We start from the raw sequence: 19,535 nt of genomic DNA, 5'->3' as shown, positions 1-19,535 counted from the left end.
ATTCCGGAATTCCTGATCCGAAGCTCCTTCAATCCTTCGCCAAAGTCGGCATCATGGGCGGGGTGTTGACCGTATCCTCCTTTGGACCGATCCCATGGCTCTGTCATACGACGCCTCTGCAACCAAAAAACTGATCGATACCTCGAAGCTGGACGATCTGGCGCCCAAGCTGATCGCCGCACGCGATGAAGTGGTGGCAGACGTCGAGCTGATGTCGTCCGGATCGATCCCCGAGGACAAACAGCCGCTCGATGCGGGGTTCCTGAACTTTCCCGCCAATGTGCTGCAAGAAGCGAGCATCGACCCGACCGGCAGCCTGCTGGGCCGGATCGAAGCGACGGCGAAGTCGTTTCGGGAATCGGTCGACGCCTGCGTGCTGCTCGGCATCGGCGGGTCGTACATGGGCATGCGGGCGCTGCAGGAGGCGTTGTGCTCTCCGATTCATAACGAACTGCCGCGATCCGCGCGAGGCGTGCCTCGTCTCTATTACGAGGGCAACAACGTCGACAGCGACGTGATGGGGGCGATCCGCGACTACCTGATGACCGGCAATGCGGCCGAATTGGAAGATCGCTGGGGCATCGTCGTGATCAGCAAATCGGGCGGTACGCTCGAAACGGCGGCGGCATTCCGAATCTTCCGCGAAGCCCTCGAAAAGTATTACGGCCCCGATTCCGAAGAGGCGAAGAACTTCGTCATTCCCGTCACCGGCGGCGAAGGCAGTAAGCTCCGAGCACTTTCGGAAGCGAAGGGCTACCCGGAGATGTTCCCCGTGCCCGACGGCATCGGCGGGCGGTTCAGTGTACTGACCGCGGTCGGACTCGTCCCGGCAGCCGTGCTAGGCATTAACATTAAAGATTTATTACAGGGCGCCGCCGACTTCACGGAAAAATTTAAGACCGCAGATGTCGGGTCAAGCCCGGCTCTTGATTACACCGCGATCTGTCACCTGTGCGAGCGCGATCACGGGATGACGACCCGCATCCTTTCGACCTGGGGCAAGAAGCTCGAAGCCGTGGGCCTGTGGTACGATCAACTTCTCGCAGAGAGCCTCGGTAAGGAAGAGCGGGGGGCGTTGCCCCTGACGATCGTCAATACTCGCGACTTGCACAGCCGGGGCCAACAGCATCAGGAAGGCCGTCGCGATAAATTAATCACGAACGTCATCGTCGGGTCAGCGAACAACGAACCGGTCGTGATCCCCGAAGTGGAAGACGATGCCGACCAGCTTAATAAATACGCCGGTAAAACGATTCCGGAAGTCCTCGACGCGGCGATCGCCGGAACGAATAAAGCCTATGCCGACGACAAGCGACCGACTGCCGATATTAAACTGCCTCAGCTTGACGCGTATCACATCGGCGAGCTGCTGCAGATGTTGATGATCGCGACCGTCGTGGAAGGACGCTTAATTGGCATTAACCCGTACGGCCAGCCTGGCGTCGAAGCATACAAGCAGAATATGAACGCGATTCTCAGTGGGCAGAGCTAACGCTTTTGGTTTACGGTTGAGAGGTGAGGGGTGAGCGGCTCGCGTTGGCGTGTTATGATTTTTATGCAGGCGAGTGGTGCCGGGCGAAAGGTGAGAGCTCTAACATGACCAGTTCTGTCAAAATCGTGATTTGGGAAGAAGACGGCGGGTGGATCGGATACCTGCAGCAGTATCCTGACTATTGGACACAGGGCGACACCCTTGATGATCTGAAGGAGCATCTCCGGGACTTATACGCCGACTTGACAGGCGGGAAAATTCCGAACGTTCGCCGGATTGAAGAGTTGAACTTATCGTGAAGCGTGTCGACCTGATTCGCGTGATTGAGAAAGGCGGTGCGGTGCTGATTCGGAACGGTGCCAAGCACGATTGGTATCGGAATCCAAACTCAGGTGTTGCCCAGCCAGTGCCTCGTCATCGTGAAATTAAAGAGCACCTTGCGCGAAGCATTATTCGTAGGCTCGCTGATTAAATTCAATGAGTCGGGGAGCTACGCGTAATCGTGCATCCCTCAACCCTCACCTTTAAACCCTAAACCGCAAGCGCAGCTTGCCTCATGAGCGCACCACAGGACGGCCTCGGTAAGCGTTTGCGGCACGTGAAGTATCTCGCCGCCGGCGCCGTCGCGATGGTGTTCGTGACGCTCTTCGTGATGCCGCTCATCACGCGCGAGCGGCATTATCGTCTGCGTGTCAGTGCCGGCAGTGAGCGCGGCCACCGGCACGATCTGGCCGTCGCACTTGCCGAAGAAGTCGGTCACCACAAGATCACAGTCGAAATCGTGCCGACGGCCGGCTCGGTCGAATCGCTCAGGCTACTCGCCGAGGGGGAGCTCGACGTCGCCTTCGTGCAGGGCGGGCTTCGCCCCCCGCCCGCCGATCTCCGTCAGCTCACAATTTTGCATCCGGAGCCATTACACCTCGTTGCCCGCCCAAAATTAGCGGAGGCCGGGCTGGCCTCGCTCCTCGGAAAGCGGATCAATCTGAGTACGAAGGGGAGTGGGTCGCGGCAGCTCAGCGAGCAGGTCCTTCAGTTCTATGGAGTCGGCCCGGGGGACTATATCGACGAAAGCCACAGCTACCGCGAACTGCAGCAGATGCCCGCCGAGCAGTTGCCCGACGCCATGTTCTTCGTTTCGTCGATGCCCTCGGACATTGCGGAATTTTTTGTCCGTAAGCGAAATTACCGGCTGATCGCGATCCCGTTCGGCCGAGCATTGTCAATGCGCGATACGTCGCTGACACCGGTCGAAATTCCGTACGCGGCCTATCGGGCCTATCCCGCCGAGCCGCGCGAACCGATCGCGACCATCGCGCCACGCCTGAATTTGGTCGCCCGGGCGGACGTTCCCGCCGAGGCCGTCGAACGGCTGTTGACTGCGATGTACGACGGGGACTTTCGTCGCCGGGCTGAAATCGGGGAATTGTCGTCCGCCGAGATCGAGCCGTTTCGCGAACTGCCGCTGCACGAAGGGACGATCGCGTTTCTTCGCCGGCACGAACCGATCGTCACGAATGAATTCATCGACAACGCCGAGAGCGCCCGCAGCTTCGTTTTTTCGGCACTCGTCGCCGCGTTTCTGCTGTGGCAATGGTATCGCCGCAAACAGGCAGTCCGTTTCGAAGAGTACTTTGATGAAGTCTCCGCGCTGGAGGCTCGGGCCTTTGCCGCGCTTCGAGGCGGAACATTTACCGAGCGAATGCGGAATGACCTGCTCGACGAATTAACCCGGCTGAAGGAGCGAGCGATTGAGTCCTACTCCTCCGGCCGGGTGCATGGCCAAGAACATCTGACCGGCTTCATCAGCCACGTCGCCGATGCCCGTCAGACGGTGCGGACATTGCGAGTCGAGGAGGCGGAATTGAGAAGACAGGAGTCAGAAGTCGGAAGTTAGAAGACTAGAGTTTTCTGCGTTTCGACCGGGCCAGTGTTAGTGTATCGCCGGGGGCGCTCGGACGGTCTAATGACCGGATCGCTCGTGCTTCTGACTACTAACTCCTGTCTTCTGACTGCTCCTTCGCCATGTTCGTTGATCGCACATCTATTTACTGCCGGGCCGGTGACGGCGGCGATGGCTGCATGAGCTTCCGCCGAGAGTCGCATGTGCCACGGGGTGGACCCAACGGGGGGGACGGCGGCGACGGCGGCGATGTGATCATTCGGGCCGACGTCAACGTATCAAGCCTGTCGAACATCGTGGGACACAAGCATTGGAACGCCGGTCGTGGACAGCACGGCATGGGTAGCCTGATGCACGGCAAGAACGGCGAGGACGTTCTGATCGTCGTTCCGCCGGGCACGATCGTTCGCGACCTCAAACGAGGCCATGTGCTCAAAGATCTCAACGCCGACGGGATGGAGATCGTCCTGTGTCACGGGGGACGCGGGGGACGCGGCAACCGACACTTTGCCACCGCGACTCATCAGACGCCCAGAGAATACGAGCCGGGCGGCGAAGGGGAATATCGTGAGGTCATGCTCGAGTTGAAGTTGATCGCCGATGTCGGGCTGATCGGCAAACCGAACGCGGGCAAATCGACGTTGCTCTCCCGCATGTCGGCGGCGACGCCGGAGATCGCCGACTATCCCTTCACCACGAAATACCCCAACCTCGGCATGGTCCGCGAGGGCTGGGACCGGGAGTTTGTGCTCGCCGATATACCGGGGCTGATCGAAGGAGCCTCGCAGGGCGTCGGCCTCGGCCACGAATTTCTCCGGCATGTCGAACGGACGCGGCTGCTCGTGCATCTGGTCGAACCGATGCCGACCGATCAGACCGATCCGATCGACAACTACAAGCAAATTCGCGAGGAACTCCGGCTGTACGAGGCGTCGCTCGCCGAGCGTCCCGAGATCATCTGCGTCAGCAAATGCGAATTGCCTGACGCCGCCCCGATCGCGGAAATGCTTTCTGAAGAACTCGGCAAACCGGTGCTGCAGATCTCCGCTGCGACCGGCTGGGGATTGGAAGGACTTCAGAAGCGAATCTTCGAGGAGTTGGCAGTGCTGGGGGAGAACGAAGAAGGTTAGGCGCCTACAATCGAACGCGTCGCGTTATTGAAAAAGGGCGCGCCGACACAAGCCCGCAGCGCAAGCAAGGGATTCGCTCCTACGGGTGCCGTAGTAAGAATATCCCTCGCTCGCGCGTCGGGCTTGTTTGTTTTGCCCTCGACTCTGAACTCTCGACCCTCGACTAGCTTATGCCCGACTTTGAATACTCCCGCTTCGACGGCTCCGAGGAATTCCAGCCGCAGAGTGCCGATCAGGTCTTCGACCAGATCAGCGAGTACATGCTCGATTACGGCGAGTCGGTCCTCGACCAGCTTGAGGATCTCGCCGAAGAGCATCCCGAATTAATCGAGGCGTTGCTCAAGCAGGGGAATATCGAGCAGGACGAGAACGGGCAGTTCGTCATCACTCCGAAGGGGCTGCGGCGCGTCGAGAACAAAGCACTGGAAGAGCTGTTCGACGTCACCCGCAAGGACAAACTCGGTAAGCACGAGACCGAGTTCCGCGGGGCAGGGGAGACGATTCACGAGGAGTCGAAGCCGTACGAGTTCGGCGATCCGGTTTCGAACCTCGACATGCACGAAACGCTGAAGAACGCACTGTATCGGCAAGGGGGCGGCAGCCCGATCGGGATCGCCGAGGACGACTTCGTCGTCCATGACACCGAATATCAGACGAGCTGCGCAACGGTGGTGCTCGTCGATATGTCGGGCAGCATGATGCGGTACGGCAAATACGGAGCGGCGAAAAAGGTCGCGCTGGCGATGCAGTCGCTCGTGCGGGGCAAATATCAGGGGGACTTCCTGCAGTTTGTCGGCTTCTACACGTACGCCTCACCGATGACCGAACGGGAGCTGATGAACTCGGCCCCCAAACCCGTCAGTATTTATGACCCGCGGGTTCGGCTGCGGATCAGCCTCGACAACCCGCCCGCCTTCGTCCCGCAGCATTTCACCAATATTCAGGCCGGCCTGCAGTTCGCGCGGCGGATTCTCTCGCGGCAGGCGGCGCCGAATAAGCAAATCATCACGATCACCGATGGCGAACCGACCGCTCACATTGAGGGGCGAGACGTCGTGCTGATCTACCCGCCGGACGAAAAGACGGCCGGGATGACGCTCCAGGAAGTCAAGAAATGTGCGACCGACGGAATTCACCTTTCGAGCTTCGCGCTGGTCGAAGATTACTTCTATCTCGGCCTTGTGAATTTTGTGGAGAAGATGGCGCAAGTCTCTGGCGGGGTTTCTGCTTACTGCAATGCGTCTGACCTCGGAAACATGGTGATCGAGAGCTTCAAAAACGGCCGAAAAACTCGCCGGGCGATGTGATGCCGTCGGGTCGATTCCGTGAAAATCGGTAATCAGGGACGACCGGGGGTTTGACAGGGGACTTTACCTACGGCATTCTCTCGCCCCAACAAGGAATGGGATCGTAAGGACGCGATCGGAATCGCCCTGTCGTCCGGCTGGAAGGAATGGCCGACGACTCCTGCGTGACGAACACGCAAGACCTACCCGACCGTCGACTCTTCGCCCCGTCGGGCGACCTGCCTGGTCGACTGCCCACAAACGGAGTTTCCCTATGCTGCTGCAAAAGTCACTCTCGTTCTGCGCACTGACGGTGATGGTACTGGTTGCATCACTGACGATCTCATCGGCATCAGCCGGGTCGTGGCATCGAGATTTCGACGCCGCCCAATCGGAAGCACGGAAGTTGGGAGTGCCGCTCGTCGTCCATTTTTACGCCGACTGGTGCGGCCCCTGCCGAGCGATGGAGAGCGTGCTCAATTCGTCCACGATTACTTCGGAACTGGGGACATCAGCGGTTGGTGTGAAGGTCAATGTCGATCATCACGGCGATCTGAAACGCCGCTTCGGTGTCGCCGCCCTGCCAACCGACGTCATATTGAGCCCGAGCGGCGATGTCGTTTCCCGCTACGTCGGAGGAACGAGTACGAACGGCTACCTCGCCCGGCTCGACTCAGGGGCAGCCCGCATCGAAAAGCGCAGCGACCGCCGCGTCGAAATTGTGAAGCGGGATGCGACCGAGGTGTTAAGCGACCTCGCCGAAGAGCAGGGACTCGGACTGGACGGCTACAGCCCGGTGGCTCTCGTCCAGGAAAAGGTTTGGTCACAGGGCGACCCGAAATTTGCCTGGCGGCACCAAGGCGTCGTGTACTATCTGGCCGACGCCGAGGAACTGGCTCAGTTCCGCGATCAACCGGAGAAGTTCGCCCCACGCTACAGCGGGTTCGATCCCACGATTCTCGCCACAAAGCGTCAGCCGATCCCCGGCCGGATTGAGTACGGTTCGTTCTATAAAGACCGGCTCTACCTGCACGCGACCGAAGATTCGCGTAGGCGGTTCATCGACAACCCCCGCCGGTTCCCACTACCGCGCGAACTGAAGGATCCGCAATTCGCTGATAACGGTCGCGGCGAACGGATGAACGGGATTTGAAGCCCTGCGTCGGGTGGCCGGGGAGGGCACTTTCGCCGCCCCCGGAATGCGAACTCTTTTGACTCGCGAATGCTCGACGACGGTATTGCCGAAGAAGAAAAGAGTAGTCTCACTGCCTCGCTGGCGCGTCGGGCTATCGGCGGGTGGCCGGGGAGGGCGCTTTCGCAGCCCACGGAACGCGAACTCTTAAACTCGCGAATGCTCGACGACGGTATTGCCGAGGACGAGATCGCTGTGGACGGCGTAAAGACGCCTTGTACTTCCGCCCGCTTGGGCATCCGAATCGTTCGAACTGGCTTACGATCGTTTTCGGACGGTATTTTTTCTGCCTCGCTGGCGCTTCGGGCTATCGATGGGTGGCGCCGTCCACAGCCACCGGCTTAAGTGTTTGACTTGTTCAAACTGATCCATTGTCCGTCAGTTACTCCGGCGGTTCGGCGACTTGTTGTTCGAGCCGCCGGAGGCTTTCCAGCGTGCTGCTTTCGATCTGCTGCCGGTTCCGCTGCGCCGCTGCCGTCAAGTAAGGGACGAGTTCGTCTCGGATCGGCGTGCTTTCCGATTGGATGTTGAACGCGAGCGTCGCTAGGGTCGAGAAGGTCGACCAGTCGTCCCGTCTCGCAGCGACGACCGCCTGTCCCGCGAGCCCGGTGGCTTTGAGCCCTTTGTCATCGTTTTGAGTTTTTAAGTCGTCAAACATCGACTCGGCCGTACTCAGGTCGTTGCTGGCCAGACTGAGCAAGGCCAGCCGGTATTTCGCCTGTCGACCGTAAAATTCGTCACGCGGGAAGTACTCGATGACGGCCTGCCACGCAGCCGGGTTTCTCGCGTCCATCGCCGCAGCAAAGAACTGCAGTTTCGCGTCGGGCATCTTCTCGTACCTCGCCTGCGGAGGCGGCGACCGGAACGGATCGGGCTGACGCATCGCGAATCCGAGACCGGCACCGAGTCCGCCGACGATCAGAACGGCCAGGGCGAGCATGGCGGCGTGTCGACCGAGACTCCAATGATAAAATTGATCAAGACCGAGCAGGCCGTTCGACTCGCTTTGACTCCGCGGCGCCGGTTGGATTTTCGAAAGCCGAATCTTGTCTGCCGCTTCGGGATCCGATTTGAGTTGGATCGCCACTTTTCTCAGGTCGGCCGCCAGTTCTTTCGAGGACTGGTAGCGTCGATCGGGACGCTTCTGCATCGTCCGATCGACGATTTGCACGACAGCCGTCGGCAGGTCGGGCCGTCGCTCCGCAAGGGGAGGCGGCGTTTCATTCAGATGTTTGACGGCCACCGCCAGCGCGGTTTCTCCGCGAAACGGCGGCGACCCGGAAAGCATGTGGTAGCCGGTGACCCCGAGCGAATAGATGTCGCTACGATTGTCGAGCGTTCCGCCGTTGACCTGTTCGGGGCTCATATACAGTGGCGTACCCATTGTCACGCCGGCCTGCGTCAGTGCCATTCGCTCTTCGCCGGAAGTCAGCAGGGCCAGGCCGAAGTCGGCCACCTTCGCCTCTCCTTTGCGCGTCAGCAGAATGTTTTCCGGCTTGATGTCGCGATGCACGATTCCGCTCGATGCAGCCGCGTCCAGCGCCAGTGCGACCTGCCGCATGATTCGCAAGGCGGTCAGCACGTCGAGCGGGCCTTTCTTCGAGACGTAGTCTCGCAGTGTCGTCCCCGGCACGTACTCCTGCGCGATAAAGTGCAGGCCTTCATGCTCGCCGATCGCGTAGATCTGCACGATGTTGGCGTGATTGAGGTTTGCCGCCGCGGTCGCTTCCTGCTCGAATCGCCGCCGCATCGTCGTTTCCGATTCGTCGACCGTTTCGGCCCGTAGAATCTTCACCGCGACTTTTCGTTTCAGCGAGAGCTGTTCTGCCAGATAGACCTCAGCCATTCCACCCGAGCCGAGCCGACGCAGCAGACGGAAGTCTCCCAACTCTTTGCCGATCAAGTCAGACGCTCGGTCCGCCGGTCCACTGAGGGATCCTGTCGTTGGTGTAGAGTCAGATGAAGGCGAAGGCGATGGGTCGCTCATGGTCGATTGAAATTTTGAGAAGGTCGAATGTCGTTCGGATCGAACGGCGAGTCACCAGATGAGTCGACGTTTCAAATGAAATAACATCACAGTTTGCATCACCTGAACCTTACCGCACAACGACACGGACTGGGAATCGCCGAAAGTGGGTCTGTTCGATAATCGAATTGCGATGTCTCTCGGGAGGCGGGGACGACGCTTTCGCCACCTCCGGAAGGTGAACTCTCTAACGAGAAATTGCTCGACGACGGTGTCAACGAAGGAGAGTATTCTGACGGCCTCGCTCGCGCGTCGGGCTATCGTTCGGGGGACGGCGCTCTTGCCGACCCAGTAACGTGAATTCTCTAACTCGCAATTGCTCGACGACGGTGTCGCCGTTGAAGAGTATTTTCACGGCCTCGCTGGCGCGTCGGGCTATCGTTTGGTGGCCGGGGACGGCGCTTTCGCCGCCCCAGAATCGCCAATAATTGGTAACCATTACATGAGCGACGCGTCTTCAAGATTTTTGCGGGCTACGGGTTGAGTCGACGAATGGTCGCCTATTTCGCAAACTCTGCTTGGACCGGGACTGTCATCCCGCGAAAGTAAACCCACCGGCACCCCGGCCAGTTTCGGTCGGCCCCGAATTTCATTCGCTTTCCCAAAATTGATCGCTCCGGAATGAATGCGTCCGCGATCAGCGTTTCCTCGCTGCGAAAGACCTATCGCGAAGGCACGTTCCGCAAACGGAAGGTCGAGGCGCTGCAAGGCGTGACGTTCGACGTGCAGAAGGGGGAGATCTTCGGCCTGCTCGGCCCGAACGGTGCCGGCAAAACGACACTGATCAAGATTCTGCTCGGAATCGTTCGCCGCAGCGGGGGCGATGCAAAAGTCCTCGGGCTTACGGCCGGTTCGCTAAAGATGCGATCCCACGTCGGCTATCTGCCCGAGAATCACCGCATCCCACAACACCTGACCGGCAACACGGCTCTCGAATATTACGGTGCGCTCAGCGGACTCTCGGGACAGGCGATTCGGCAGGCCCGGCCGAAGGTGCTCGAGCAAGTCGGGCTTTCGAAGCGGGCCAAGAGCTCCGTCAGCGGTTATTCGAAGGGAATGCTCCAACGGCTCGGGCTCGCGCAGGCGATGCTGCACGATCCCGACTTGATCGTGCTCGACGAACCGACCGACGGCGTCGACCCGGTCGGTCGACGAGAGATTCGACAGGTGCTGCATCGCCTCAAGCAGGAAGGCAAGACGGTCTTCCTCAACAGCCACCTGCTTCAGGAAACCGAATTGGTCTCCGATCGCGTGGCGATCCTCAATCGGGGACGCCTGCAAAAAGTCGCGACCGTTGATGAGCTGACGAACGTCGAGACCGAGGTCCGGTTCGAACTCTGCGCTCGCACGGAAGCCGTCGAGGAAGCGGCCAAGCCCTTTGCCGAACGCATTGCAGTTGTCGCCGAGCCCTCATCGGCTGGGACGTCCGCGAAAGCGGCGGTCAGCGATCAGGCCGACATCGACCTGTTGGTCGATGCCTGGCGGGCCGCCGGTATCAGCATCGTGAGCCTCAGCCGAGCCAAAGCGACTCTGGAGGACGCGTTCATCGCGCTCATCGGGTCGGCCGAAAAGAATAGTGACGCCCAGACGTCCGATTCAGCCGAAGAAGCGGTCGAGATCGACGACGATCTCTTTGAGGACGAGAAACCGGCATGAGACCGTATCTGGCCATCGTCAAAGACTCGTTTCGCGAAGCACTGGCGAACCGCATTTTGTGGGTCGTGCTTGTCGCGATCACGCTGCTGCTCGTGCTGCTCGCACCACTGACGATTCAGGAGGTGAAAGCGACGCGAATCGCGCCCCGCGAGATCCTCGCGCCGATACCGCTGCTCAATGCGATCTATCTCGAACGTGAAGCCGCCGATGATGGTGCCTCGCCGGCTTCCCGCATCTGGTCGTTGCTTGACGATACGGATCGAAAATTTATTCGACAGACCGTCGAACCGTCGGACGACTCCGGAGGATCGCGGCGATTCATTCGCGCAGAGACTTCCGGGGTGTTGCAGTCGGTCATTGAGAGTCCCGATCTCTACGATCGGGACGCGTGGGGCGATGTCCAGCTGAAAGAGGATCTCGCCGCGGAAGCTGAGCAATCGGATCTTTCCGGCGAAGCGCTCAAGGCCCGCAATCGCAAATTGGTCGCAGCGGCGTTTCCGGGATTCATCCGTTTGCAGACGGATTCCGCGTTCCAGGTTTATTACCTGTGGTTCGATTTGTTCGAACCGATTCCGGTCACGGCGGATCAGATCGAGCAATCGATTCGCCTGATTGTCGTCTCGCTGAACTCATGGCTGGTCGGCGGGGTTGGCGTCATGGTGGCGATTCTGGTCACCGCAAACATCGTCCCCCGCACCTTCGAACCGGGTGAGATCACGCTGCTGCTCAGCAAGCCGATCTCGCGGACGATGTTGTTCGTGACGAAGTATCTCGGCGGATGCGCGTTCGCCCTGGTGTGCGCCGCCTATCTGATGGCCGGCCTGTTTCTCATTCTCGGCGTGATGCATCAAATCTGGGCGTTCGGCCTGGTCTGGTGCATTCCGCTCTATGTCTTTGTATTTTCGGTCTACTACGCGGTCTCGGCAGCCGTCGGTGCGCTCACGCGCAGCGCCATCCTCTCGGTCGTGGCCACGATTTGTTTCTGGCTGCTCCTGTTCGGTCTGGGCACCGCGAAAGGAACACTCGACGAATTGGTCATTAAGCCGATCTCACTGACCGAGATCATCCCGGCGGGCGATGACCTATTCACCGTAAACGGCAACCGCGAGGTGTTGTTGTGGGATGCCAGTCAGAAGAGCTGGAACCAAGTCTTCGCCGGCGAACAAACACCCGGCCCGGCTATGTTGCGGCGTCAGATGCTCGCCTCGCAACGGGTTCTGCCGCAGTACGACGCCAGCCGCGACCTCCTGATTTCGAATGAAGAAACGCCGCATCAATTCGGCGCGAACGGCTCGCTCAACCTTCTCGCGGGGCGGCCCGAAAACGGCTGGTATCGCGAACGCATCGGCGTCGCTCCCGACCTCATCAAAGACGTACTGATCGACCCGGACGGCCGAGTGCTGTGCGTCACGCGATCGGGCGTGTACGAGTTCACCGGCGAGTTTCAGGAGCAGCCCGAAAAAGGTTGGGTGGAAGGGGCGATCGGGAACATCTTCGGAAGTAGCGACAAGAATTTTCGTCAGCTCACGCCCGACGACATGGCCCAATTCCGCCGACCGTTTTCGATCGCGATGCACCTCGACTCCGGCGATCTCGCCCTCTACGCCGCGGGCGAGCTCATCGTTTTGCAGAAGCAGGACGACGGCACGTTCGAACCGTCACGTCCAACGGAACTCGATGTCGATGGACCCGGGCTTGTCGGCTTCGGCAAACAGGTCGTAGTCGTCACGGAAGAGGGGCGGGCGCGATTTTTCGAACCGGACGACCTATCACCGCGTGGTGAAGTAGAAGCCTTCGATGCCGCCCCGCGCAGCGTCGCGGTCTCACCCGACGGTCAACTGATCGCCGTGGTCTCACATGATCGCAGCTACGCGCTGCTGCGGATTGACGACGGCGGCAAACCCGAGGTCGTCCGTCGTCGCGGAAACATCGGGGCAGCGGCCTTTGGTGATGACGGTCGACTCTATGTGGCGGATGACTATCGGCAGGTGACTTCGATCGTGCCGGATGATCGAAGCGATCCGGAACGATTTTCTCAACCGGACGACATCTTTCTGCGGGTCTACCGCTACGGCATTTGGCCGCTCTACACCGTGCTGCCCAAACCGGCCCAGATGGACGAACTTGCGACCTACCTGATGACCGAACAGAAATCGCTGACGCTGACCGAGGAGGAAGCCGGGGCGAATAGCTTGGAGGCGGACCGAGTGGAACTCAATTTGTGGGGTCCTTTGCGGAGCAACGTGATCTTCATCGCCGTCGTGCTGGGGCTCACATCCTTCGTGATTTCGCGACGCGATTATTGATCGTCCTCGAACTTGCACGAAGAGTTCCGCCTAACAAGCCCGCAGCGCCAGCAAGGGATTTCGCTCTCAGACGTTCCGCTTTCTGATCGTGAATCGCCCAAAGGCGAGTAAGCCAGCGTGGGTGCCGGGGTGCGTGTCGCCCCCGCATGGTTCGGTTCTCACGCGTATTGCATCGCTGGAGTTCGTCGAAGCTGACGCGGTGGCAAGCGTTGCAAAACGAGTGCGAAGATCCTGATGCGGGAGCGACACGCTCCCGGCACCCGCGGCGCGTGGGGATATCGGGGGCAACACGGGAAATCGCCGGAGATTCGCGAGCGCTTGCCCCTCGCTGCTATACTTTGCGGCTGACGATTTCACACTGACTGGAGACGCCGGCGATGGTTTCGATGGAAGGCAAGACGGGACTCGTATTCGGGATCGCGAACGACCGCAGTATCGCGGCGGCAATCGCGTCCGAATGCCATGCGGCCGGTGCAAAGATGGGCTTCACCCACCTGCCCGATACCGATCCCGAGCGACCCAAGGCCGCAAAAAGACTGCACAAAGTCGTCGACGGCTGGGACCCCGCCCTCGTGATGCCCTGCGATGCGACGAACGACGAACACCTCGACGCCGTCTTCGCCGAAGCGGAAAAGACGTTCGGCAAGCTCGACTTCGTGATCCACTCGATTGCTTACGCCCCGATCGACGACCTGACCTGCCCGGTTTACGATGTCAGCCGCGACGGATTCAAGATGTCGATGGAGATCAGCGCTTACAGCCTGATTTCGCTGACCAACCGTGCCAAACCACTGATGAAGGACGGCGGCAGCATTCTGGCGATGACCTATCTCGGCGGTGAAACCGTGATCCCCGGCTACAACTTGATGGGGGTTTGCAAAGCCGCGTTGGAATCGACGATGACCTACCTCGCCGCAGAACTCGGTCCGTCAAACATCCGCGTCAACGCGGTCAGCGCCGGACCATTGCGAACCCTCGCCGCCAGTGCGGTCGGGGACTTCCAACAGATGCAGAAACTCTACGAAACCTTCAGCCCGCTGCGGCGGAACATCACCTTTGAAGAGGTCGGAAAGGCCGGGGCGTTTCTGCTCTCCGATGCGGCCAGCGGGATTTCGGGCGAGAACCTGCACGTCGACGCGGGCTACCACGTCATGGGCGCTCCGCCGATGGACGTCGCAGAACTCTCGTAAAACAGGCCCGACGCGCCAGCGAGGGATTCAGCGCATCGGCCTACGAGCAACAAGACAAATTGCCTTTCCATTGAGACGAATTGTTCAGAGCGAAATCCCTTGCTTGCGCTGCGGGCTTGTTTGGTGGGGGAATTGAGCGAGGAGCTTTCGATGACTTCGCGATTGATCGATCCTTCTCTGCCACCGCGCGAAGGGGAACCGGTCTATCGGGTCGCCGAACTGCTCCCGCCACAGGGACTTTGGTCGGTCGAGCAATACCTGATGCTCGATGACGATGACGGCGCGGTTGAACTGGTCGACGGTCGCTTGGAGTTTCCGCATCCGCTCACCGATTCTCACCAGTCAGCCTTGGCCTCGCTGATGAGGCTCTTGCATCAAAACATTGGCCCGAAAAATGGGATCGTTTTGCCCCGAGGACTTCGCGTCCGGACCGGTCCACAAAGCGTTCGAGAACCTGACATCGTTGCGCTGTTGGATCGACGGGACCCACGGCGTTCCAATCGAATCTGGCAAGGTGCCGATCTCGTCGTTGAGGTGATCAGCGAAGACGATTTCGTTCGTGATTTGATAACCAAACGAAGTGAGTACGCTTCCGCAGAAATTCCTGAGTATTGGATCGCGGACCCGCGCGATCGATCACTGACGATATTTCGACTTAACCACGACACACGAAGATACCTGGAGCACGCGAAGGCCCTCGGGACAGGAATTGTGAGATCGGCCCTAATACCCGAGTTGGCGATCAATGTGAAAGAAGTCTTCGCTTCGGACATCGAATGAGCAGCGTCACCCGTATCGCCATTGCGGTCGTCGAACGAGACGGGCGTTATCTCGTCGGGCTTCGGACCAAACAGCAAACGCTCGCCGGCAAGGCGGAGTTTCCCGGCGGGAAGGTCGAAGCGAACGAAACATTTGAAGCAGCCGCGATTCGCGAGTGCTTGGAAGAAACCGGGTTGGAGATTGAGATCGTCTCACATCTCGATTCGGTCGAGTGGGACTACGATCACGGCCGCATCGCGCTAGAATTCATCTTGTGTCGGGTCGGGTCGCAGCAAGAACCGCGACCGCCGTTTCGTTGGGTCGCCGGGAACGAATTGCCGAACCTTGATTGGCCGGATGCGAATCAAACTGTCATTCAGAAGTTGTGAAGGTCACCGCATGAGTCCCGCCCTCCAAACCGCAATAGCGCTGACGGTCGTCGCGATCGCGGCTGGGTCGCTCATCTGGCGGGCCATGCGTCGGTTCTTTGGTGGAACGTCGAGCGGCTGCGGGACCGGTTGCGGCTCATGCCCGACCTCGGCAGCGACCAACGACAAACCGGTCGTCCAGCTGAGTCTCTCCGCAAATCGCGAGCAGTCGGCGTGAGTCTGTTGATTGGCGGGGGAGCTGCTGAATCGAACTCCGGGCGCTAACGCTATCGGCTCGCCTTTCACAGCGCGACTTGGACCAGTGCCATCAGTGCGAAGCCGATCAGAAAGCTCCATGCGACCTCGCCGCGCTTTCGCGTCTCCAGCGCGTCGGGGATGATTTCGTCCATTACAAGGAAGATCATCGCCCCCGCCGCGAAGCCGAGGAGTAACTGCAGCAGCGGTTCAAACAACCAGACCGCCAGTGCCGCGGGGACCGCCCCGATCGGTTGCGGCAAACTGGTGGCAACCGCGAACCAGAAGCAACGCGGCAGACTCATTCCGGCGGCCCGCATCGGTAAAGCAACAGCCAGACCTTCCGGGATGTTATGAATCGCGATCGCCATCGCCAAGAAGAAGCCCCAGCCTTCCATCTCGGGATGATGAGTCTCGGCGGCATAGCCGACGCCTACGGCAACGCCTTCGGGCAGCGAGTGCAGCGACATCGCAATGAAGACAAGCAGGCCGGTGCGACCCCCCATCGACTTGAACCACTTCGCCTGCAAGTTCTCCGGCGTCAGTTGGCGTCCCACCACCCACAGGAAGAACGCACCGAGTCCAAGACCCGCGGTGACCTGCAGTAAAGAACTGATGCGGTCTACCCGTCCTTCGGCTAACTGCAACGCGGGCAAAAGTAGGTTGTAAACGCTGGCCGAGAACATCAGCCCCGCCGCAAAGCCGTAGCCTAAGCCGATCCGCCGCTTGAAGGATTCCTGCCCGAACATCAGCGGAATCACACCGAGGCCGCACGCGAAGCTCGCCACGATCCCTGCGACGAAGGCGTCGATGACAAAGCGGTATTCAGTGAGCAGTTCAGTCGGCACCGGCGACGCTCATCTTGCGGGATCACAGCTACGATCCCCTCATTCAACCATGTCCGGGCAATGCGGACAGCGGGGCGAAAGCCGTCGGCCCCGAAAATTCAAGAATCGACACGGAATGTCAGCGAGAATTCGCCGCGGACCGGACTCAATCCGCGTCGCGCACCAATTCTATCGGGCTCGATAGGCCGATCAGTACCAGATCGAAGCCCCGGCGAGCAGGCCGTCGATTCTGAGCGAGCCGAGCTTGTAAGAATCGTAACCGGCGAACCACTCGAGTCCGACGAATTGCGCGCCGAATGCGACCCGATAGTGAAGGAGTCCTTCACCACTGATCTCGCCCCAATCGATCTCGGCATTGAACAAAAACGGGCCGAGCAGGTAGACGTCGACTCCGTGGGTAATGTTGTATCCGAAATCGGTATCGTCGACATGAATGAACGCCATCCCCGCACCACTTCGAAAGATCATGCGAGGGTTCGACGACAGCGACAAAATCAGATTGAGATCACCCGTCCAGAAATCGTCGTTCGCGTTGTCGTGTCGGTCCCAATAATGGCCTTCGGCATCGAATCCGACACCGTTGCCGGTCTGCGTGAGCAAGTGCCCCCCGTAACGATTGATGTCATCGTCATAAAGATAGTCGAATCGGAGCCGACCCTTCGAGCCCATGATCGATCGCAGGGTCGATAGGGATGTTCCCGCGACACCGTTGACGGTGCCGGTGGCTGCTCCGATCGTGCTTCCGCCGACGAGTTGGATCAGGTCGCCGGCTATCCCGACCAACCCGACCGGCGCGATGCTCTGCCCGCGAATCACAATCGGTTCCGTCTCGTCGACCCAGGACGCGTCGGCAACTGCGGGCGGAGAGGCAAGTAGATTCGTGCCGTCGGTCTCCGGAAATGAGCACACAACGCCTGCGAAGTCGCACGCTTCGCCCGCAGAACTCCGCGTGTGAGCGGGGTATTCAATTTCAAAGACTTCGTAGGGCGTCCGCAATTCGACGCGATCGTCCCCCCGAACCGTCGGCGCGGCAAGGAGCAGCGCGCAGGCGATGACGACGCAATGTCGCATCATGGTTCTTTCGGAACGGTGGTCGGGATGTGGCAGCGAGGAGAGGAGGAGCGAAACCGTAGGTCAGAGATTGCCCGACTGTCAATACGGCGAATGTGTGATCGACATGCCTTTGCGAAAGTTGCAAAACCGACCCCGAAAGCATTTTGACCCGCGACCGGAACGACGCGTATCGTTTTACGGAACCGAACGACGTTGGGGTGTGTCTGCCGGAGGAAGCGTCGCAGAGAGAGCGTCGCAGTTGCCAACGAAAGCAGCCTGCGACGGCCGGCGGGCTCATTGCCGCAGACAGCCGACATCACTCACTTGATAAGGAGCGCGTGGATGAGAATGACGCATTGGCTGAGTCGACTGGCCGCGGATGACATGTTCCAGGACAGCCGACTCGGCCGGCGCGATCCATGGCGATTTCAATCGACATCGTACCGCAGCAACCCCTTCAAGCCGCCGCAGCGATTCGGCCGAACTCGGCAACGCAGCGCCCTTTCCGCCGGGCATCACGGCATCGTCCACCGCCGATTGGCGTGAAGCGCGTTCGCAAAACGCCACGAAAAAAGCCCACGTGTTGCAACACGTAGGCTTTTTGAAATTCAAAGGCGATGAGCCGTCAGTCGTTTCTTAGTGAGATGCCGAACTCGGTGAGTTTCTGGCGAATCTCGTTCAGGCTCGTGACGCCGAAGTTGCGGACGCTCATCAGTTCGTCGCCGGTGCGCTGGCACAACTCGCCCAGCGTCGAGAGTCCCAGTCGGCTCAAGCACTTGCGGGCCCGAACGGACAGATTGAGGTCGGTGACGGGTCGCTCCATCGTCGCCCGTTCCTGCGGCGAAAGGTCGTCCGCCTGGAAGTACGACTTCTGCGGCACGTCGAGTTTTACTTCCTGACCGATCCGCAGACCGCGCTGATTAAGCAGTTCCTTGATCTCGGTCAGGCTCGTTTCGCCGAAGTTCTTGCCAGCCAGCAATTCGGCTTCGGTGACCTTCGTCAGATCGCCGAGCGAATCGATGCCCGCCCGCTCCAAACAATTGCGTGCTCTCGCGGAGAGCTCGAAATCGGTCACGGGAATCCGCATGACGTTTTCAAGCTCGCGCTGCTGCCGCGCGGCTTCTTCGTCGTAGTACATGTCCCCGACGGCGTCGATGTCCTTCAGGAACAACCGAGCCCGCTCGTGATTCGGATAGACTTCGAGCACGCGGCGGAAGCAGTACGCGGCGGCCGAGTAGTTCTCGCGGTCTTCGTAGAGTAGTCCGAGATTGAGCAGCGCCCCCAGGAACAACGGCGGCTTCGACAGCGATCGCTCATACAGGTGGATCGCCTCGTCGTCGTTACCCATCAGATCATTCAGCCCGGCGAGGCGGAACAGAGCCCCGCTGTGCTTGGCGTCCATGTCGACGGCGCGCTCGAAGTATTCGATCGCCCCGTACGTGTCGCCGCGATCGGCAAGGATGCACGCTCGTTGGTAGCAGTATTCGGCTCGCGTGGCGCCGCCCTGCTTCGCGGTCGACGTCAGAATCTCGTCGGCTTCGTCCAACTGACCCTGCAGACGGGCCGCGCCGGCGCGAGACAACTGGCAATGAACGCCGTCGTAACCGGCCGTGGCGGCATCTTCGTAGCGTTTCGAAGCGTCGGAGTAGCGACGCAGTGCGACCAACGCCTCGGCATGATGAAACAGTGCGATCGGATCGCCGGCGACACCGGACAGATAGTGGTCGGCGTCCTCATGCCGCCCGAGCATGTGATGCACGACACCGGCAACCGCACGGTCGCGGTCTGATCCGCCTTTGCTGGCCCGCGGATCGAGTTCGGCCAGATTCTGCCGAACCTCGACGACCTGATAACCCGAAATCGCCCGCTCAAGGTCTTTGACGAGTTCCGGCGTCAGGCTCGACGTCCCCAGCAGCAGCTCTTTGACGTCGATCTGATTGTTGGCCACGGCAGCTCGCGCCGCCATATCTCGAGCCGCAATACTCGGATCCTGGCTCAAATCCGTATCCATATCCATAACCGGCTGGTCCTCTGAATGGGGACAGAAAGCAGAACTCTAAGAAGACAAGCTCGC

At 59.9% G+C, this 19,535-nt stretch carries 18 protein-coding genes; 14 read left to right on the top strand and 4 right to left on the bottom strand.

The window, feature by feature from the left end; all coding sequences use genetic code 11:
• Positions 1 to 94: 94 nt before the first annotated feature.
• The 7 genes from Pan189_RS00180 (at position 95) to Pan189_RS00150 (ending at position 6,961) form a co-directional block, all read left to right on the top strand.
• Positions 95 to 1,492 (top strand): phosphoglucose isomerase-related protein, encoded by a 1,398-nt coding sequence (locus Pan189_RS00180; RefSeq protein ID WP_145361956.1) that lies wholly within the window; start codon positions 95 to 97, stop codon positions 1,490 to 1,492.
• Positions 1,493 to 1,596: 104 nt separating this feature from the next.
• The gene (locus Pan189_RS00175; protein WP_145361955.1) at positions 1,597 to 1,791 is read left to right on the top strand and encodes a type II toxin-antitoxin system HicB family antitoxin; all 195 of its coding nucleotides are present in this window, start codon (positions 1,597 to 1,599) and stop codon (positions 1,789 to 1,791) included.
• On the top strand, positions 1,788 to 1,964 hold the full coding sequence (locus Pan189_RS21570; protein ID WP_145361954.1) for a type II toxin-antitoxin system HicA family toxin: 177 nt from the start codon (positions 1,788 to 1,790) through the stop codon (positions 1,962 to 1,964). The genes Pan189_RS00175 and Pan189_RS21570 overlap by 4 nt, the downstream gene beginning before the upstream one ends.
• An 84-nt stretch (positions 1,965 to 2,048) precedes the next feature.
• A complete protein-coding gene (locus Pan189_RS00165; RefSeq protein WP_145361953.1) occupies positions 2,049 to 3,386 on the top strand; it encodes a TAXI family TRAP transporter solute-binding subunit in 1,338 nt (445 codons plus the stop codon).
• 128 nt (positions 3,387 to 3,514) lie between these two features.
• Complete coding sequence (gene obgE / locus Pan189_RS00160) at positions 3,515 to 4,522, top strand: GTPase ObgE (protein WP_145361952.1); 1,008 nt, start codon at positions 3,515 to 3,517, stop codon at positions 4,520 to 4,522.
• 170 nt (positions 4,523 to 4,692) lie between these two features.
• Positions 4,693 to 5,829 (top strand): VWA domain-containing protein, encoded by a 1,137-nt coding sequence (locus tag Pan189_RS00155; RefSeq protein ID WP_145361951.1) that lies wholly within the window; start codon positions 4,693 to 4,695, stop codon positions 5,827 to 5,829.
• A gap of 253 nt (positions 5,830 to 6,082) precedes the next feature.
• Positions 6,083 to 6,961, top strand: coding sequence for a thioredoxin family protein (locus Pan189_RS00150; protein WP_145361950.1), 879 nt, complete (start codon positions 6,083 to 6,085; stop codon positions 6,959 to 6,961).
• A 421-nt stretch (positions 6,962 to 7,382) separates the two neighbouring features.
• Here Pan189_RS00150 and Pan189_RS00145 read toward each other — a convergent pair whose 3' ends face one another.
• Complete coding sequence (locus tag Pan189_RS00145; protein ID WP_310820877.1) at positions 7,383 to 8,903, bottom strand: protein kinase domain-containing protein; 1,521 nt, start codon at positions 8,901 to 8,903, stop codon at positions 7,383 to 7,385.
• Between the two features lie 744 nt (positions 8,904 to 9,647).
• On the opposite strand from Pan189_RS00145, the gene Pan189_RS00140 reads away from it, so the two are divergent.
• From Pan189_RS00140 to Pan189_RS00115, 6 genes are all read left to right on the top strand, one after another.
• Complete coding sequence (locus Pan189_RS00140) at positions 9,648 to 10,682, top strand: ABC transporter ATP-binding protein (RefSeq protein ID WP_145361948.1); 1,035 nt, start codon at positions 9,648 to 9,650, stop codon at positions 10,680 to 10,682.
• On the top strand, positions 10,679 to 12,988 hold the full coding sequence (locus tag Pan189_RS00135) for an LpqB family beta-propeller domain-containing protein (RefSeq protein WP_145361947.1): 2,310 nt from the start codon (positions 10,679 to 10,681) through the stop codon (positions 12,986 to 12,988). Before Pan189_RS00140 ends, Pan189_RS00135 begins: the two co-directional genes overlap by 4 nt.
• Positions 12,989 to 13,365: 377 nt before the next feature.
• A complete protein-coding gene (locus Pan189_RS00130; protein ID WP_145361946.1) occupies positions 13,366 to 14,178 on the top strand; it encodes an enoyl-ACP reductase FabI in 813 nt (270 codons plus the stop codon).
• A 150-nt stretch (positions 14,179 to 14,328) separates the two neighbouring features.
• Complete coding sequence (locus Pan189_RS00125; RefSeq protein WP_145361945.1) at positions 14,329 to 14,958, top strand: Uma2 family endonuclease; 630 nt, start codon at positions 14,329 to 14,331, stop codon at positions 14,956 to 14,958.
• The gene (locus tag Pan189_RS00120) at positions 14,955 to 15,326 is read left to right on the top strand and encodes a (deoxy)nucleoside triphosphate pyrophosphohydrolase (RefSeq protein ID WP_145361944.1); all 372 of its coding nucleotides are present in this window, start codon (positions 14,955 to 14,957) and stop codon (positions 15,324 to 15,326) included. Before Pan189_RS00125 ends, Pan189_RS00120 begins: the two co-directional genes overlap by 4 nt.
• Positions 15,327 to 15,336: 10 nt before the next feature.
• Positions 15,337 to 15,543 carry a hypothetical protein gene (locus Pan189_RS00115; RefSeq protein WP_145361943.1) on the top strand — a complete coding sequence of 69 codons (207 nt, stop codon included), beginning with the start codon at positions 15,337 to 15,339 and terminating at the stop codon, positions 15,541 to 15,543.
• 64 nt (positions 15,544 to 15,607) lie between these two features.
• On the opposite strand, the gene Pan189_RS00110 is transcribed toward Pan189_RS00115, so the two are convergent.
• Both Pan189_RS00110 and Pan189_RS00105 read right to left on the bottom strand, forming a co-directional pair.
• On the bottom strand, positions 15,608 to 16,408 hold the full coding sequence (locus tag Pan189_RS00110) for a ZIP family metal transporter (protein WP_145361942.1): 801 nt from the start codon (positions 16,406 to 16,408) through the stop codon (positions 15,608 to 15,610).
• Positions 16,409 to 16,597: 189 nt separating this feature from the next.
• Positions 16,598 to 17,482, bottom strand: coding sequence for a hypothetical protein (locus Pan189_RS00105; protein WP_310820875.1), 885 nt, complete (start codon positions 17,480 to 17,482; stop codon positions 16,598 to 16,600).
• A gap of 321 nt (positions 17,483 to 17,803) precedes the next feature.
• Here Pan189_RS00105 and Pan189_RS00100 point away from each other — a divergent pair, with 321 nt between their 5' ends.
• Positions 17,804 to 18,007 carry a hypothetical protein gene (locus Pan189_RS00100; protein ID WP_145361940.1) on the top strand — a complete coding sequence of 68 codons (204 nt, stop codon included), beginning with the start codon at positions 17,804 to 17,806 and terminating at the stop codon, positions 18,005 to 18,007.
• Positions 18,008 to 18,086: 79 nt separating this feature from the next.
• On the opposite strand, the gene Pan189_RS00095 is transcribed toward Pan189_RS00100, so the two are convergent.
• A complete protein-coding gene (locus Pan189_RS00095) occupies positions 18,087 to 19,472 on the bottom strand; it encodes a DNA-directed RNA polymerase subunit alpha C-terminal domain-containing protein (protein WP_310820874.1) in 1,386 nt (461 codons plus the stop codon).
• Positions 19,473 to 19,535: the final 63 nt, after the last annotated feature.

This window comes from Stratiformator vulcanicus (genome assembly GCF_007744515.1).
Taxonomy (GTDB): Bacteria; Planctomycetota; Planctomycetia; order Planctomycetales; family Planctomycetaceae; genus Stratiformator; species Stratiformator vulcanicus.
Note: the sequence above shows the minus strand (reverse complement) of the source record. Positions and strands in the feature narration are given on the sequence as shown.